The 15,335-nt window shown below is 72.7% G+C and carries 14 protein-coding genes and 2 pseudogenes; 7 read left to right on the top strand and 9 right to left on the bottom strand.

Annotation, left to right across the window (positions count from 1 at the left end; genetic code table 11):
* On the bottom strand, positions 1-1,290 hold a 1,290-nt coding region (locus ACQKIP_RS21780), incomplete at its 3' end, for an alkaline phosphatase D family protein (RefSeq protein ID WP_427743819.1).
* Between the two features lie 328 nt (positions 1,291-1,618).
* Between ACQKIP_RS21780 and ACQKIP_RS21775 the strand changes: the two genes are divergently transcribed.
* Positions 1,619-2,029 carry a VOC family protein gene (locus ACQKIP_RS21775; RefSeq protein ID WP_365862288.1) on the top strand — a complete coding sequence of 137 codons (411 nt, stop codon included), beginning with the start codon at positions 1,619-1,621 and terminating at the stop codon, positions 2,027-2,029.
* Here the strand turns inward: ACQKIP_RS21775 and ACQKIP_RS21770 are convergent.
* Entirely contained in the window at positions 1,987-3,435 is a 1,449-nt protein-coding gene (locus ACQKIP_RS21770; protein ID WP_427743817.1) for a PLP-dependent aminotransferase family protein, read from the bottom strand. The genes ACQKIP_RS21775 and ACQKIP_RS21770 overlap by 43 nt on opposite strands.
* 42 nt (positions 3,436-3,477) lie before the next feature.
* Between ACQKIP_RS21770 and ACQKIP_RS21765 the strand changes: the two are divergent.
* Positions 3,478-4,398: pseudogene (locus tag ACQKIP_RS21765) on the top strand (DMT family transporter); the annotation flags it as partial.
* A 24-nt stretch (positions 4,399-4,422) separates the two neighbouring features.
* Here the strand turns inward: ACQKIP_RS21765 and ACQKIP_RS21760 are convergent.
* The gene (locus tag ACQKIP_RS21760; protein WP_365862290.1) at positions 4,423-5,268 is read right to left on the bottom strand and encodes an alpha/beta fold hydrolase; all 846 of its coding nucleotides are present in this window, start codon (positions 5,266-5,268) and stop codon (positions 4,423-4,425) included.
* Positions 5,269-5,450: 182 nt separating this feature from the next.
* On the opposite strand from ACQKIP_RS21760, the gene sigJ reads away from it, so the two are divergent.
* Entirely contained in the window at positions 5,451-6,341 is an 891-nt protein-coding gene (sigJ, locus tag ACQKIP_RS21755) for an RNA polymerase sigma factor SigJ (RefSeq protein WP_365862557.1), read from the top strand.
* A gap of 264 nt (positions 6,342-6,605) precedes the next feature.
* The gene (locus tag ACQKIP_RS21750; RefSeq protein ID WP_365862292.1) at positions 6,606-7,367 is read left to right on the top strand and encodes a GntR family transcriptional regulator; all 762 of its coding nucleotides are present in this window, start codon (positions 6,606-6,608) and stop codon (positions 7,365-7,367) included.
* Between the two features lie 39 nt (positions 7,368-7,406).
* Here the strand turns inward: ACQKIP_RS21750 and ACQKIP_RS21745 are convergent, their stop codons facing one another.
* The 3 genes from ACQKIP_RS21745 to ACQKIP_RS21735 all read right to left on the bottom strand — a co-directional run bounded on the left by ACQKIP_RS21745 (position 7,407) and on the right by ACQKIP_RS21735 (position 10,581).
* Entirely contained in the window at positions 7,407-8,564 is a 1,158-nt protein-coding gene (locus ACQKIP_RS21745; RefSeq protein ID WP_365862294.1) for an ROK family transcriptional regulator, read from the bottom strand.
* Between the two features lie 119 nt (positions 8,565-8,683).
* Positions 8,684-9,346 carry a response regulator transcription factor gene (locus ACQKIP_RS21740; protein ID WP_365862296.1) on the bottom strand — a complete coding sequence of 221 codons (663 nt, stop codon included), beginning with the start codon at positions 9,344-9,346 and terminating at the stop codon, positions 8,684-8,686.
* Between the two features lie 14 nt (positions 9,347-9,360).
* The gene (locus ACQKIP_RS21735) at positions 9,361-10,581 is read right to left on the bottom strand and encodes a sensor histidine kinase (protein ID WP_365862298.1); all 1,221 of its coding nucleotides are present in this window, start codon (positions 10,579-10,581) and stop codon (positions 9,361-9,363) included.
* A 108-nt stretch (positions 10,582-10,689) separates the two neighbouring features.
* Here ACQKIP_RS21735 and ACQKIP_RS21730 point away from each other — a divergent pair.
* The 3 genes and pseudogenes from ACQKIP_RS21730 to ACQKIP_RS21720 all read left to right on the top strand — a co-directional run bounded on the left by ACQKIP_RS21730 (position 10,690) and on the right by ACQKIP_RS21720 (position 12,913).
* A pseudogene (locus ACQKIP_RS21730) lies at positions 10,690-11,621 on the top strand (ABC transporter ATP-binding protein).
* Between the two features lie 2 nt (positions 11,622-11,623).
* Entirely contained in the window at positions 11,624-12,361 is a 738-nt protein-coding gene (locus ACQKIP_RS21725; RefSeq protein ID WP_365862300.1) for an ABC transporter permease, read from the top strand.
* A 75-nt stretch (positions 12,362-12,436) separates the two neighbouring features.
* Complete coding sequence (locus ACQKIP_RS21720; RefSeq protein ID WP_365862302.1) at positions 12,437-12,913, top strand: hypothetical protein; 477 nt, start codon at positions 12,437-12,439, stop codon at positions 12,911-12,913.
* Here ACQKIP_RS21720 and ACQKIP_RS21715 read toward each other — a convergent pair.
* From ACQKIP_RS21715 to meaB, 3 genes are all read right to left on the bottom strand, one after another.
* Complete coding sequence (locus tag ACQKIP_RS21715) at positions 12,891-13,433, bottom strand: GNAT family N-acetyltransferase (protein WP_365862304.1); 543 nt, start codon at positions 13,431-13,433, stop codon at positions 12,891-12,893. The genes ACQKIP_RS21720 and ACQKIP_RS21715 overlap by 23 nt on opposite strands.
* Positions 13,434-13,438: 5 nt before the next feature.
* Positions 13,439-14,506: an enoyl-CoA hydratase/isomerase family protein gene (locus tag ACQKIP_RS21710; protein WP_365862306.1), complete on the bottom strand. Its 1,068-nt coding sequence runs from the start codon at positions 14,504-14,506 to the stop codon at positions 13,439-13,441.
* An 83-nt stretch (positions 14,507-14,589) separates the two neighbouring features.
* On the bottom strand, positions 14,590-15,335 hold a 746-nt coding region (gene meaB, locus ACQKIP_RS21705), incomplete at its 5' end, for a methylmalonyl Co-A mutase-associated GTPase MeaB (RefSeq protein WP_427743816.1).

Raw genomic sequence — 15,335 nt, 5'->3', positions numbered from 1 at the left:
GTGCTGGGCCGACGTGTAGTGCACGTCGGTGGTCAGCCACACCGTCCCGGTGACCTTGCGGTGCTTGATGTGCCGCAGGAGTTCGGCGATCTGCAGTTCACGGCCCAGCGGCGCGCCCGGGTCGCCCTGCGCGACGGCCTCGAAGTTCGCCGATCCGTCGGGCACGACGAGACCCAGCGGCATGTCGGACGCGATGACCTTCCAGGTGGCACGCGAGCGCGAAAGCTCCCGCTTGAGCCATTGCAGCTGCCGGGCGCCCAGGATGCCGGTGGTGTCGTCGGTCTGGCGGCCGGGGGAGTTCGCGTTGCGGTAGGAGCGCATGTCCAGGACGAACACGTCGAGGAGCGGGCCGTGTCGCAGGGTGCGGTACACCCGCCCGTCTTCGTCGCCCGGCGGGAGCGTCGACACGGGGAAGTACTCGCTGAACGCCCGCAGGGAGCGCCCGGCGAGGACGTCCACGTTCTTCTCCGTATAGCGGGCGTCGGTCAGAATCTGCCCCGGATACCAGTTGTTCTTCACCTCGTGGTCGTCCCACTGGACGATCGAGGGGACCTGGGCGTTGAAGCGCCGCAGGTTCTCGTCGAGCAGGTTGTAGCGGAAGGCGCCGCGGAACTCCGCGAGCGTCTCGGCGACCTTCGACTTCTCCTCCGTGGTGACGTTGCGCCACACACTGCCGTCGGGGAGGGTGACGCTGGGCAGGATCGGCCCGTCGGCGTAGATGTTGTCGCCGCTGCACAGGAAGAAGTCCGGGTCCCTGCGGCGCATCTCGTCGAAGATGCGCCAGCCGCCGCGGTCCGGGTTGATGCCCCACCCCTGGCCCGCGATGTCGCCCGACCACAGGAAACGCACGCCTTCCCTGCGCCCCTTCGGTGTCGTACGGAAGGTGCCGGTGACCGGCTCTCCGGTGCGCCGGGGGTCGTCGGGGTCGGCCAGGAGCACGCGGTAGTGGATCTGCTCGCCCGCCGGCAGCCCGCGCAGCCGTGTCGTCCCCGTGAAGTCGGTGTCCGGGCCGAGCAGCGGGCCCTTGAAGCGCGTGGGGTTGCGGAACGACTCGGTGGCGGACGTCTCCACGATCATGCGGGCCGGACGGTCGGACCGCACCCACACCAGACCCGCGTGCGCCGTCACGTCACCGGCCTGCACGCCCCACTCGGCCCGCGGGCGTCCCGACAGGGCGAGCGCCGGAGCGGCCCCGGTGAGGGACGGCACGGCCAGCGCCGCCGGGACGGCGAGCGAACCGCGCAGCACACTGCGGCGGCGCGGGGACGGGCTCGGCTGAGGGTGGGACATGAATGCGCCTCCAGTGACAGGTCAGACCAGTGTGCAGGGCCAGAACTAGCGGTGCGCGGCGGCGCACACGCAAACCACAAGTGAACAACTGCCCATGGGGTAAAGGGAACCGGTGTGCGAACGCCGTGTCGGTCCTGTCCACTACATCCCCGGTCACCGGCCCGGAGATGTACGTCCGGGGACGCAGGTCCGCAGACGCACGACCCCGCCGCGCGCCCGAGGCCGGACGGCCGATGCGCACGGACCGCTCGCTGCCTACGCTCGGCGGCACAGGCGCACGGTCGAGCGCGCCGGCGCATCCATTCCACGCAGCACCAGGGGGAGTCCCGTGCCCGTCAACGGACAGAGCCACATCCGCATCGCCCGCCCGTCCCGCGACCTCGCCGCGGCGGAGCGCTTCTGGGTGAGGGGCCTCGGTCTGGACGTCGTGTGGCGCTCGGAGGGCGGCCACGCTCCCGGCGAACACGACCTGCTCATGGCCGGATGGCCGGACGCCTCCTGGCATCTCGAACTCGTCCACGAGGCCGACAAGCCGGTCCTGCCCCGCCCCACGGACGAGGACCTGCTCGTCATCTACCTCGACGAGCCCGTCCCCGACGACCTGGTGGCCCGCCTGGAGGCGCACGGCGGCACCCGCGTCCTGTCCCCCAACCCGTACTGGAACGAGTGGGGCGTCACCGTCGAGGACCCGGACGGCTACCGCCTGGTGCTCTGCACGCGCGCGTGGTCCAACTCCTGAGCGGCCCCGGCGGCGAGCCGCACCCCCTCGGCGATCTGGGCGGGCGTCAGATGGGCGTAGCCGAGCACGAGGCACACCCCGGGGCCGGTCGCCGAGCCGTAGTCGCTCAGCGGCCGCAGCGCGACCCCGGCCGCCGCGGCCCGCCGCAGGAAGGCCTCCTGCGGGCCCCAGCGGCCGGGCAGCCGGGCGATGACGTGCAGGCCCGCGGCGATGCCGGTCACCTCCGTGCCCGGGAAGTGCCTGTCGAGCGCCGCGACGAGCGCGTCCCTGCGTTCGCGGTAGGCGCGCTGGCAGCGGCGCAACTGCCGGTCGTAGTCGCCGCGTTCGACGAAGCGCGCGAGCAGCGCCTGGTCGAGCGCCGGGTTGCCCAGGTCCATCATGCGCTTGCGGGCGACGACCTCGTCGGCCATCGACTCCGGTACGAGCAGCCAGCCAAGGCGCAGGCCGGGAGCGAGTGACTTGCTGACCGAGCCCGTGTAGGCGACGTGCTCGGGGTCGAGTCCCTGGAGGGCGCCCACCGGGGCGCGGTCGTAGCGGAAGTCCCCGTCGTAGTCGTCCTCGATGATCAGGCCGTCCACGGACCGTGCCCAGTCCAGGAGTCCGGCCCGCCGCCGGGCCGAGTAGCCGATGCCCGAGGGGAACTGGTGGGCGGGCGTGGTGACGACCGCGCGCAGACCGTGCTCCCTCAGCGCGCCGATGTCCGCACCCTCGTCGTCGACGGGCACCGGCACCGTGGCGACGTCCGCCGACGCGAACAGCTCGCCGTGCTGCGGGCTCCCTGGATCCTCGACGCCGACGGCACCCACCCCCCGCGCGCGGAGCACGAATCCGAGCAGCGCCATCGCCTGGGCCACTCCGGAGCAGACGATGATCCCCTCGGGGCCCGCGACCACGCCCCGGCGGCGTACGAGGAGTTCGGCGAGGGCCGTACGCAGCCGGGGCAGGCCCCGCGGATCGGGGTAGCCCAGTGCGTGGTGGGGCAGTTCGGCCAGGACACCGCGGTGCGCGGCCGCCCACGCGGCGCGCGGGAACAGGGACAGATCGGGGGTGCCCGCGATGAAGTCCACGCGCGCGTGGACAGGCCGCGGCGCCAGATCACGTGTGCCGGGAGCGGCCTTCCGCACCGCGCCGCCCACCCAGGTTCCCGCGCCCCGGTCGCTGCGCAGGTACCCCTCGGCCGTCAGCTGCTCGTACGCCTCCGTGACGAGCCCGCGCGAGACACCCAGGTCGGCGGCGAGCGCACGGCTCGACGGCAGCCGCGTGCCCGGCGAAAGCTGCCCCGACCTGACCGCCTCGCGCAGCGCCGACTGGAGGCTGCGGCCCCGGCTGCGGGCGGGGGCCGACGCGGCGGGCAGCAGCAGCTCCCAGGCGGCGGTTCCGGGCGCCCGGCCCGCTGGTGATGTCACCGGGATGCGCCTCCAGTACGTGGCGGATTTGGCGGCCGAATTATGGGACCCCGCGCGAAGTGGTCCCCGAAGAGGCCCCGGAAGTGGACCTTAAACCGGTCCGCGTCCGTTCCTAGCGTCAGGGGCATGAACGCCAACCTCACCCGCGGGTCCCTGCTGGCGGCCCTCGCCTGCCTCCTCGTCGGCGGTTCCTTCACCGCCAACAGCCTCCTGGGCGACTACCCGTACGCGGGCGGCCAGTTCCTGCGCTACGGCCTGGCCTGTCTGCTGCTCCTGCCACTGCTCGGGCGGGGCGGCACCGCGCCGCTCGCCCGCCTCACCCGGCGCCAGTGGGGGCGGCTGGCGGTCCTCGCCGCGGTCGGCATGGTCGGGTTCAACCTCGCGATCCTGGCCGCCGAACGCACCGCGGAACCTGCCGTACCGGGTGTCTTCGTAGGATGCGCCCCGGTCGTCGTGGCGGTCCTCGTGCCACTCCTTGAAGGGCGGCAGCCGCGGCGGGCCGTGATGTACGGGGCGCTGATCGTCGCGGCGGGAGCCTTCACCGTGCAGGGGTGGGGCCGTACGGACGCCGTCGGCATCCTCTTCTCCGTGTGCGCGCTCGCGGGCGAGGTCGGGTTCGCGGTCCTCGCCGTTCCCGTGCTGCGGCCGCTCGGCCCCAAGCTGCTGTCGGCCACGGTGTGCGGGATCGCCGCCGTCGAGTCCGCCCTCATCGGCGTCCTGGCCGACGGCGGGGACTTCCTGCGGATGCCCGGCACCACCGAGGCGGCGGCCCTGCTGTGGCAGGCGGCGATCGTCACCGTCATCGGGTTCGTCTGCTGGTACTCGGGCATCCAGCACATCGGCGCCGAGCGGGCCACCCTCTTCTCCGGTCTGATCCCCGTGGCGGCGGCCTTCACCGCACCCCTGGTCGGGACCGGGGCCTACGGAGTCCCGCAGGCCGTGGGGAGCGCACTCGTCGGCGTCGGGGTGGCCCTGGGCTCCGGCGTGCTACGCGGCCGGAAGGCGGCGGCAGGTGTCGAGGACGACGCGCGCGACGAGGGCCGGGTCGTCGTTCATCGGGACGTGCCCGCAGCCGGGAAGGCGCACCAGGCGGGCGCCGGGCACCGTGTGCTTGGCGCGGATCCCCTGGCGGCGCAGCAGGATGCGGTCGCGGGCGCCCCACGCGACGGTGACCGCGAGTCCGGGCACGTCGTCGCCGAAGAGCACGTCACGCCCGGCGGCGAGGGTCTGCTCGAACCCCTTGGCGTCGCGCAGCGCGAGCGTCTCGGCGACGACCGCCTCGGGTGACCGGCGGCCGGGGTGGGCGTAGATCGTGCTGGTGAGCGCCGCGCGCCCGGCGGCGCTGCGGGAGAGCCGCTCGATCAGCGGCAGCGGAAGGAGCCGCGCCCCGTGCCGCATCGCGAGCAGGGTGTTGAACGCGTAGCGCCGCTCGCCGGGCGTCCAGAAGCCGGCGGGGGACAGGGCGGTGACCGAGCGCACCAGCTTCTCCCGGCCCAGTTCAAGGGCGAGCAGACCGCCCAGGGAGTTGCCCGCCACGTGCGGCCGCTCGATCCCCAGGGCCTCGCACAGCGCGCCGAGCACGGACACCACCGTGGTGATGTCGTAAGGAAGCCCGTCGGGGAGCGCGGGGGACTCCCCGAAGCCCGGCAGATCCACGGCTATCACGTCGTACTCGGCGGCCAGGATGCCGAACACCGGGTCCCACGCCTGGCGGTGATGGCCGATGCCGTGCAGCAGGAGCAGCGGCTCACCCGCACCTGCGCGTTCGTACGCGACGGACAGGGTCCTCGGGCCGCCGGGGGATTCGACGCTGAAAGACACCTCTGCGGCCATTGCTGCTCCAGTCCCCGCCGCCCGGCGACGGTCCTCAGACACCTTAGACACGTTGTCAGCAACAATTACCGCTCAGTAGCCTCCAGTTCAAGAGGGCGGTCGGGGTGACCGCCGAGCCGGTGTGGGGCGCGCCGCACCCGCTTCGCCTGGACACCGCACGGCCCGTCGGCTGGGATGGACGGGTGGCGACCGACACCGTGACCGACGTCTTCGAAGAACACCGGCCCGTCCTGATGGGCGTGGCCTACCGCATGCTCGGCCGGGTGGCCGACGCGGAGGACGTCGTACAGGAGTCCTGGCTGCGCTGGTCGGCGGCCGACCAGGCGCAAGTACGCGAACCGCGTGCCTACTTGGTGCGCGTCACCACACGGCTCGCCATCGACCGGCTGCGCCACGTGCAGTCCCGGCGCGAGTCCTACGTGGGCCCGTGGCTGCCCGAACCGCTCGTCACCGACTACGGCCCCACCGTCCCGGACACCGCCGAGCGGGCCGTGCTCGCCGACTCCGTCTCCATCGCCGTCCTGGTCGTACTGGAATCCCTTTCGCCGCTGGAGCGCGCCGTGTTCGTGCTGCGGGAGGCCTTCGGGTTCCCGTTCTCGGAGATCGCCCTCACGCTGGACCGCGGCGAACCGGCCGTGCGGCAGCTCGCGGCGCGGGCCCGCAAGCACGTCGAGGAGGGAAAGCCGCGTTACACCGTGGATCCGGTCGAGCGCCGTGACCTGACCGAGCGGTTTCTCGCCGCGGCGACCAGCGGCGACCTCGACGGCCTGATGTCCCTGCTCGCCCCGGACGTACGCCTGGTCGGCGACAGCGGCGGCAAGGCCAGGGCGCCGCTGCGCGTCATCGAGAACGCCGACAAGGTGGGCCGTTTCCTCGACGGCGCCGCCCGCAAGGGCGTACCGGGCGGAGCGGAGGTCGAGGCCCGCTTCCTGGAGCTCAACGGCGCCGATTCGGTGCTGATCCTGGTCGACGGCAAGCCGGACTCCGTCTTCCAACTGGACGTCGTCGACGGGCGGATCGCCCACGTCTACATCATCCGCAACCCGGACAAGCTGCTCGGATTCGCCGCCTAGGCCGCACTGGACGGCAGATGAACCGCAGGTCAGACCCCCGTCACCCGAGGCGGGGGTTTTTGTCTTGTTCGCAACGCGCGCGTGGACCGGCACCAACAACGCGTGAATGCTCTGTGGCATCTTCCCTGTGCGCGCTGTAACGGATCGAGGATTGGTCTTGACCAAGGGTGGGTGCCGTTCTATCGTCGCCAGGGATAGTGCAGGAACCTTTAATAAACAAGGGCGCTAAAAAGCCGCCGGCACACGGCGATTGCGGAGGACAGGGTGGGGACCACGCAGCTGGAAACGGCTCCGGAGCCGAAGTACTGGCACCTCAAGACCGTGCTCAGCGAGGCACTCGACTCCGAGTTCGGCGTCGGCGAGATCCTGCCCAACGAGCGTGATCTCGCGGCCCGGTTCGGTGTCGCCCGCGCCACGCTGCGCCAGGCACTGGAACAGCTGGAGCTGGAAGGCAGGCTGCAGCGCCGCCGCGGAGTCGGCACGACCGTCGCCCCGCCGCGGGTGGGAGTGGCCGTCGGGTCCGCGCAGGGCACCTGGCCCGGCGAGGTCGGCGACGCCTGGCAGCCCGCCGACTGCGCACCGGCGACCCCGCCCGCCGACGTGGCCCGCATGCTCGATGTCCCGGGCGACGAGCAGGTGCACGTGGTGCGCCGTACGCGCGTCTCGCACGGCCAGCCCGTGGCCGCCGAGCTCCTGTACGTACCGACGTCGTCGGTCGCCGAGCTGTCCGCCATCGACGCCCCGTCCGGGCCCTCACGCGCGCGTGGCGTGCTGCGCGAGCTGCACCGGCTCGGCCTCGAAGGACAGGACCGCGCCGTGGAGCTCGGCTCCGCCCGCGCGGACGACGCCAAGGCGCTCGACCGGCTGCCCGGAGCCCCGGTCCTCGTAGTGACGACCCGCTTCTTCGCCGAGGGACGCACCGCCGCGGTGTCCGTGGCGACGTACCGCGCCGACACCTGCCGCCTCACGTTCGGCGACGAGGGCGGCGTCGAGATCCACCACGGCCCGGAGAGCCGGGCCTCCTGACACCGCTCCTCTTGTTCTTCGTGTGCACGGCGCGTCGCCTCAGCGGCGCGCCGTGACCGTTCCCTCCACCGCGAACAACTGCTCCTCGACATGGTCCAGGGCCAGGCGCAGCGCGCCCGTCGCGATGGCGGCCTCGCCGAGCATCGACAGGGCCACCCGGGGCGGGCGCAGACAGTAACGGGCCAACTCGCGGCGCAGCGGCTCCAGGACACCGTCGAGACCGGCCGCCCAGCCGCCCACGACGACCAGTTCGGGATCAAGGGCGAGCACCAGCGCCGCCACGTCGTGCACCAGACGCTGGATGTACCGCTCGACGGCCTGCTGCGCCCGCTCGTCGCCCTCGCGCGCGTCGGCGAACACCTGCGCCACCGCCTGCTCGTCCAGCGGATGCAGGGGCTCGTCCGTGGTCGAAAGCAGCGTCTCCGGGGTCACGTCGCGGCCCAGCAGATGCAGGGCGCCGATCTCGCCCGCGGCGCCGCCGTACCCGCGGTGCAGCCGGCCGCCGATCAGTGCGCCGGCTCCCGGGCTGAGCCCGGCCAGGACGAACACCACGTCGTCGGACTCGGTCGCCGCGCCCTTCCAGTGCTCGGCCACGGCCGCCGTGTTCGCGTCGTTCTCCACCAGGACCGGACACTTGAAGGACCTGCGCAGGCGCTCGCCCAGCGGGAGCCCCGTCCACTCCGGCAGCGCGGTGCCGAGCCGGACCGTGCCGTCCGCCTCCACGATGCCGGGGCTGCCGACGCCCACCGCGCGCAGCGAACTGCGGGCGATCCCGCCCCGGCGCAGCAGGTCCGCGACCGCCGTGCGCAGCCGCTCGATGCGCTCGTCCGCGGAGGCCGTCTCGTCCACGTCCCTGGCCGCCGTGCCAAGGACCCGGCCGTCCAGGTCCGACAGGACCGCGGCCACCCGGTGCGGGCCGATCTCCAAGCCGAGCAGATGCCCCGCCTCGGCCCGGAAGCGGAACCTCCGCGCGGGCCGTCCCTGGCGTCTTGCCGCGCCTTCCTCGGCGGCGGTCTCCACCACGAGCCCGGCCTCGATGAGCCCCTCGACCACGCCCTCGACGGTCGGCCGTGAAAGCCCCGTCACCCGGGTGACCTCGGTGAGTGTCGCGAAGTCCGCCCCACGCAGCGCGTGCAGCACCACCGCGGAGTTGATCCGCCGCAGCAGAGAGGGATCCCCGCCGGTCAGCCGCCCCAACGTCCGTCCTCCCAGCTCGTGCGCATGATGGGGCGGATCGTACTCGCCGGGGCCGACCACTGCGAGTGCCGGGCCCTGCCGTGACACAGAGTGGCGACCGGCCGCGGCTACGACAGGCCCTAGCCCGGCGCGACGAAACCGGACTCGTACGCGGTGATCACCGCCTGCGTCCGGTCGCGGGCCCCCAGCTTCGCGAGGACGGCACTCACGTGGGACTTCACCGTCTCGGCGCCGACGATCAGCTCCCCGGCGATCTCCGCGTTCGACAGACCGCGCGTCATCAGGCGCAGCACGTCCGACTCGCGCTCGGTGAGCGAGGCCCGCTCCAGGGCGGCCCTGGCCGCCGCGTTGCCCGGCCGCTGCCCGTACTCGCCCGCCAGCTGCCGCACTGCCGCCGGGAACAGCAGCGACTCGCCCTCGGCGACGAGCCGGACGGCGTTCACGATCTCGGCGGGGCGGGCGCGCTTGAGCAGGAAACCGTCCGCGCCCGCGCGCAGCGCCTCGTACACGTACTCGTCGTTCTCGAAGGTCGTCACCACGAGGATCTTCGGCGGGTCCTGCACGGTGCGCAGGACCGCGCGCGTGGCCTCGATGCCGTCCAGAAGCGGCATCCGCACGTCCATGGCGACCACGTCGGGCCGCAGTTGGCGCACCAGCGGAATCACCGCGGCCCCGTCGGCCGCCTCGCCCACCACCTCGATGTCGGGCTGCGCCTCCAGGACGGCCCGCAGACCGGCGCGTACGAGGGGTTCGTCGTCGACGAGGAGGACAGTGACCGGCATCCGGTCAGCGTAGATCACCCGAGCGGCAGCTCGACGTGCACCTGCCATTCGCCGTCGCGCGGTCCCGTGGTGGCCCGGCCGCCGAGCAGCGTGGCCCGCTCCCGGATGCCGCGCAGTCCGCTGCCGCCGCGGCCGGTGCTCTCTCGTGCCGCGGGCAGCGCGTTGCGTACGTCGATCTCCAGGGCGGTCTCGCGGACCGTAATCCGTACCTGGACCGGCACCGGCCCGGAGTGGCGCAGCACGTTCGTCAGGGCCTCCTGGAGCATGCGGTAGGCCTCGCGGGAGACGGGGCCCGGCAGGCGCTCCACGGGCCCTGACACCTCGGTGTCGACCTTCGCCCCCGAAGCCCGTGCGGACTCCAGGAGTTGGGCGGCGTCGGAGAGCGTGGGGCGCCGGCTCGCGGGCTGTTCGTCCTCCCGCAGGACACGCAGGACACGCTCGAGGTCCTCCAGAGCCGCCCGGCCCGTCTCCTCGATCGCGCCGAGCGCCCGCTCGGTGAACCCGGCGTCGGCGGCGGCCCGTGCGGCTCCCGCCTGGACCACGGCGACGGTCAGCGCGTGACCTATGGAGTCGTGCAGTTCCCGCGCGATCCGGTTGCGTTCCAGGAGTTGCTCGGTGCGCTCCTCCAGGGCGGCGAGGCGTTCGGTGGGGGAGGGGCCCAGCAGACGCCGGGCGGCCGACGTCATCAGGCGGCCCCCGACCACCATCACTCCCAGGAGCAACATGATCGGGACCGGCACGAGCAGCGCGTTCGCCGGGTGCGGACCCGGCAGGGGAAGGAGCACGCCGGGTTCCTCGCCGCGCTCCGACGACGCCGCTCCCACCAGGGCCAGCGCGGTCCCCAGGAACTGCACCGTGACGTAGCCCGCCAGGAAGCCGGCCTCCAAGCGCAGCACCAACCACAGCGCGGTCCTGCCGCGGTCGCGCCAGGACACCGAGGGAGCCACGGAGATCCCGGATTCCTCCTCGTCGCCCGGCACGCGCGCGTGCTGCCCCGGGAACAGCATCAGCCGCGCCTGCAGACCCTCCGCCCTGCGCACGAAAGGCAGCAGCAGGGCGGCCGCCACGACCAGCGGGATCGGCTGCAACGCGATCTGCACCCACTCGGCGGGCGAGGTACGGCTGAGTCCCGGCGTGATGAACGCGCCCATCAAGGGGATGGCCGAGCCGATGAGCAGGTGCAGCCAGCGCGTATAGGTCACCGCGCTGGTGACCGGCCGGAAGAAGCGGGGCATCCCGTCATCGTGCCAGCCGCACACCCCCGCACGGCTCCCCCGTGAGGGGGAGACGAAGCCCCCGGCCGGGGGAAGCCCCCACCCCCGTACGGCCGCGAGTCTGGACCCATGACCAGCATCGACGTCCAGAACCTCACCAAGGAGTACGGCGCCACCCGCGCGGTGGACGCACTGACCTTCACCGTCCGGCCGGGGAAGGTCACCGGGTTCCTCGGCCCCAACGGAGCCGGCAAGTCCACCACCATGCGCCTCGTCCTCGGCCTCGACCGGCCCACTTCGGGCACCGCGACGATCGGCGGCCGCCCCTATGCGGACATCGACGAACCCCTGCACCACGTGGGGCCCTGCTCGACGCGCAGGCCGCGCACGGCTCGCGCAGCGCCCGCAACCACCTCCTCGCCCTGGCCGCGAGCAACCGCATCCCCGCGCGCCGGGTGACGGAGGTCCTCGAAGAGGCGGGGCTCGCCACCGTGGCGGGGCGCCGGATCAAGACGTTCTCGCTCGGCATGCGCCAACGCCTCGGCATCGCGGCCGCGCTGCTCGGCGACCCGCGCGTGGTCATGCTGGACGAGCCGTCCAACGGCCTCGACCCCGAAGGGATCATCTGGATCCGCGAGCTGCTGCGGCGCCTGGCCAAGGAGGGCCGCACGGTCCTGGTCTCCAGCCATCTGATGAACGAGACGGCCACGTTCGCCGACCACCTGGTGGTCCTCGGCCGGGGCAGGCTGCTCGCCGACACCTCGATGCCCGACTTCATCGCGGCGCACAGCAGCCCGCGGGTGCGGCTGCGCACCCCGGAGAGCGAGCGGCTGCGCGGCCTCCTGACGGATAAGGGGTACGCGATGACGGCGCAGGACGGCGGACGCTGGACGGTGGAGGGCGCGAAGGCCGAGGAGATCGGGTCCATCGCCGCAGGTCACGGCATTGCGCTCCGTGAACTCTCCGACGAGCAGGCCTCTCTGGAGCAGGCCTACCTCGCCCTCACGGCCGACGACGCCGAGTTCGCCGCCACCGCCCCGACGCCCCGCCAGGAGGCCTGACCATGTCGACGACCGCCGTGCTCCGCTCGGAGTGGATCAAGATCAAGTCGGTGCGCGCCAGCCTCGGTTCGCTCATCGCCGTCTTCGCGGCCACCCTGGCCATCACCGTGCTCGCGTTCGCCACGATCGGCACGGCGGAGGCCGACAACGCCGACTACGAACCGCTCTTCGGTGCCTTCTACGCGCTCAACTTCGGCCAGATCGCCGCCATCAGCTTCGGGACGACGGCGATGTCCTGCGAGTACCTGAACGGCGCGCTGCGGATCTCGCTGTCCGCGGTGCCGCGCAGAGGACTCTTCTACGGGGCGAAGGTCGCGGTGGTGGGCGCGCTCGCCCTCGGCACGGGCATCCTCACCAGCTTCGTCGCCTTCCTGGCCGGGCAGGCGTTCATGGGGGACTATGCGATCGGTCTCGGCCATGACGGTGCCGTCCGGGCGTGCGTCGGCGGCGGCATCTACCTCGCGCTGATGGCGCTGCTCGCGGCGGGCCTGACCATGGTGCTGCGCAGCGGGGTCGCCGTCCTGAGCATCCTCATCCCGTTCACGCTCATCGTGTCCTTCGTGGTCGGGGACGTCGCGAGCGGTGTCGCGGGCTTCCTGCCGGACCGGGCGGGCCAGCAGGTGCTCCACGAGAACCCGTCGGGAACTCTGGGCCCGTGGGCGGGACTTGGCGTCACGGCGGCGTGGGCGGCCGCCTCGCTCCTGGCGGGCTGGTGGGCGGTGCGGCGGCGCGACGCGTGAGCCGGATGTCCGGATGGTGACGTCCGGTGCCGGACGGGGGGCCGGTTGTCAGTGGCGGCCGCTTTACTGGATCGCATGAGTACCGCACAGCATCTCGCCGCGATCGACCTGCTGCGCTCACGGGAGTTCCCCGCGGAGCACGGCAGGTCGCAGGACGGCGACGGCGGTCCGGGTTATCGCATCGCCGAGTTGATGACGAGCGACGACTTCTGGGAGGACGACGGCACGCGGTGGGAGGCGACCGCGGATCAGTACGAGGCCGAGCGCGACGGCCTCTCGGTCCTCCTAGTCGACCGCTGGGGAGCGCCGCAGATATTCAGCCTGGAGAGCCTCTTCGAGCGGACGCCGGGCGACGGCGGCGAGGAGTGGTCGTCGGGTGATGACGCGGCGGGCGAGGAGATACCGGAGCCGTGGAACTCGCTGAGTTCCTCGGTCCCGGACCTTCACCTCTGGCGGGCCGACGGGAGATGGATCGCCCTCGGCGTCTCCCAGTGGGACAGGGAACTGCCCTTCCAGCTCCTCGCCGTGGTCACGGAGATAGATCCCCCGTAGCGGGCGCGTCGAGGACATGGATGCGGATGGGGCGACCGCAGTGATGGTCGACGGCACCCCGCTCCACGCGCATCCCCAGCTTGTTCATGACGCGCTCCGAGGCGTTGTTGCCCACCTGGACGATGCTGACGACCCGCTCGAGACCGCGCTCGGCGAAGCCGAAGCCCAGGGCGGCACGTGCCGCCTCGGTGGCCAGGCCCTGCCCCCAGAAAGGGGGCCCGAACCGCCAGCCGATCTCCACCGCGGGCAGCACCTCGGGGAGGTAGTGCGGCACGGAGAGCCCGGTGAACCCGGCGAGTTCACCGGTGGCGCGGAGCTCCACCGCGAAGAGCCCGAAGCCTTCGGTCTCCCACTCGTGCTCCCACATCGCGATGCGGTCCCGGGTCTGTTCCTGGCTGTGGACGGAACCGTCGCCGATCCACCGCATCACCCGGGGATCGGAGTTGATGACGGTCATGGGCGCGACGTCCGTCTCGCGCCAGCGCCGGAGCAGCAGGCGGGGCGTCTGGATCAGGGGCACCGCGGTCAGCCCCGACCGGGGGTGAGGCCGAGCTCGTCGCCTTCGCGCGGCCGGAAGTGCCGGGCCACGTCCGCGTCGGTCACTTGCGCAAGCTCGGCGGGGGACCAGTGCGGATCGCGGTCCTTGTCGACCACTTGGGCGCGGATGCCCTCCACCATGTCCGGCGCGGTGATCGCCGTCGCCGAGACGCGGTACTCCTGGTCGAGCACCTCCTCCAGCGAGGCGAGGGCGCGGGCCCGGCGCAGGGCGGCGAGCGTGACCTTCAGCGAGGTCGGCGACTTGCCGAGGAGCGTCTCCGCGGCCTCCTTCGCCGCGCGCTCGCCCGAGTCGTACAGCCGGTCCACGATGTCCTCCACGGAGTCGGCGGAGTAGCAGGCGTCGATCCACTCGCGATGGTCGGCGAGTTCACCCCCGGGCGCGGTGGCGGCGTACCGCGCGACCACCTCGCTCACGTCGGCGGCGGCGAGCGCGGCGGTGAACTCCGGCAGGCGCTCGGAGGGTACGTAGTGGTCGGCGAGGCCGCACAGCAGCGCGTCGCCCGCGCCGACCGCCGAGCCGGTCAGCGCGAGGTGGGTGCCCAGTTCGCCGGGCGTCCGCGTCAGGAGATACGTACCGCCGACGTCCGGCACGAAGCCGATCCCGGTCTCCGGCATGGCGATCCGGGAGCGCTCGGTGACGATCCGCACGCTGCCGTGCGCCGAGACGCCGACCCCGCCGCCCATCACGATCCCGTCCATCACGGCGACGTACGGCTTCGGGAAGCGGGCGATACGGGCGTTGAGCCGGTACTCGTCCCGCCAGAAGGCCACGGACGCGGGGCCGCCGCCCGCGCGGATGTCGTCGTGGATGGAGCGGATGTCGCCGCCGGCGCAGAGACCGCGGGTGCCTGCGCCGGTGAGGACGACGGTGCTGATGTCCTCGTCCCGCTCATAGCCGGACAGGGCCTCGTCCATCAGGCGGACCATGGCGTGGTTCAGCGCGTTGATCGCCCGGGGGCGGTTCAGCGTGATGTGGCCCGCGCGGCCCTCTGCGCGGAGGAGGACGGGGGTCTCGTCGGTGGCTGCTGTGGTCATGGGGCCAATCTAGACCGCCGCTTCGCGGCGGATGTTTCCCGCCCACCCGCCCGAGCACCCGGCATCACATCCACCCCGAAGGGCTACTCGCCCCCCTGGAACGCCCCCAGGATCCGCTCCGCCGCCAGCGTTGCCGTCAGTGTGCCCTCCCGTACCCGCTGCTCCAGGTCAGGGGCCAGTTCCCGCACCGCCCCGTGCCCCCGCAGCCGGTCAAGGAGTTCGTCCCGCACCATCGTCCACGTCCAGTCGACCTGCTGGTCGCGCCGCTTGGCGGCCAGGCGGCCGGTGGAGTCCAGGAGCGAGCGGTGCTGTTCCAGGCGGTCCCACACCTCGTCCAGGCCGCTGGATTCCCTGGCGCTGCAGCTGAGCACCGGCGGCGTCCAGGCGGCGTCGGCAGGGTGCATGAGCCTCAGGGCGCCCGCCAGTTCACGCGCCGCCGAGCGCGCGTCACGCTCGTGCGGGCCGTCCGCCTTGTTGATGGCGAGGACGTCGGCGAGTTCGAGGACGCCCTTCTTGATGCCCTGTAGCTGATCGCCGGTGCGGGCCAGGCTGAGCAGCAGGAACGAGTCGACCATGTTCGCGACCGCCGTCTCCGACTGGCCCACGCCCACGGTCTCCACGAGCACCACGTCATAGCCCGCGGCCTCCATCACCACGATCGACTCGCGGGTGGCCTTCGCGACCCCGCCGAGCGTCCCGGCGGTGGGCGAGGGCCGCACGAAGGCCGCCGGGTCCACCGCGAGGCGTTCCATGCGCGTCTTGTCGCCGAGGATGGAACCGCCCGTGCGGGTCGACGAGGGGTCGACGGCGAGGACCGCGACCCGGTGAC

Source organism: Streptomyces sp. NPDC059900 (assembly GCF_050270335.1).
Lineage (GTDB): Bacteria > Actinomycetota > Actinomycetes > Streptomycetales > Streptomycetaceae > Streptomyces.
This window is presented reverse-complemented; position numbering and strand designations above follow the sequence as displayed.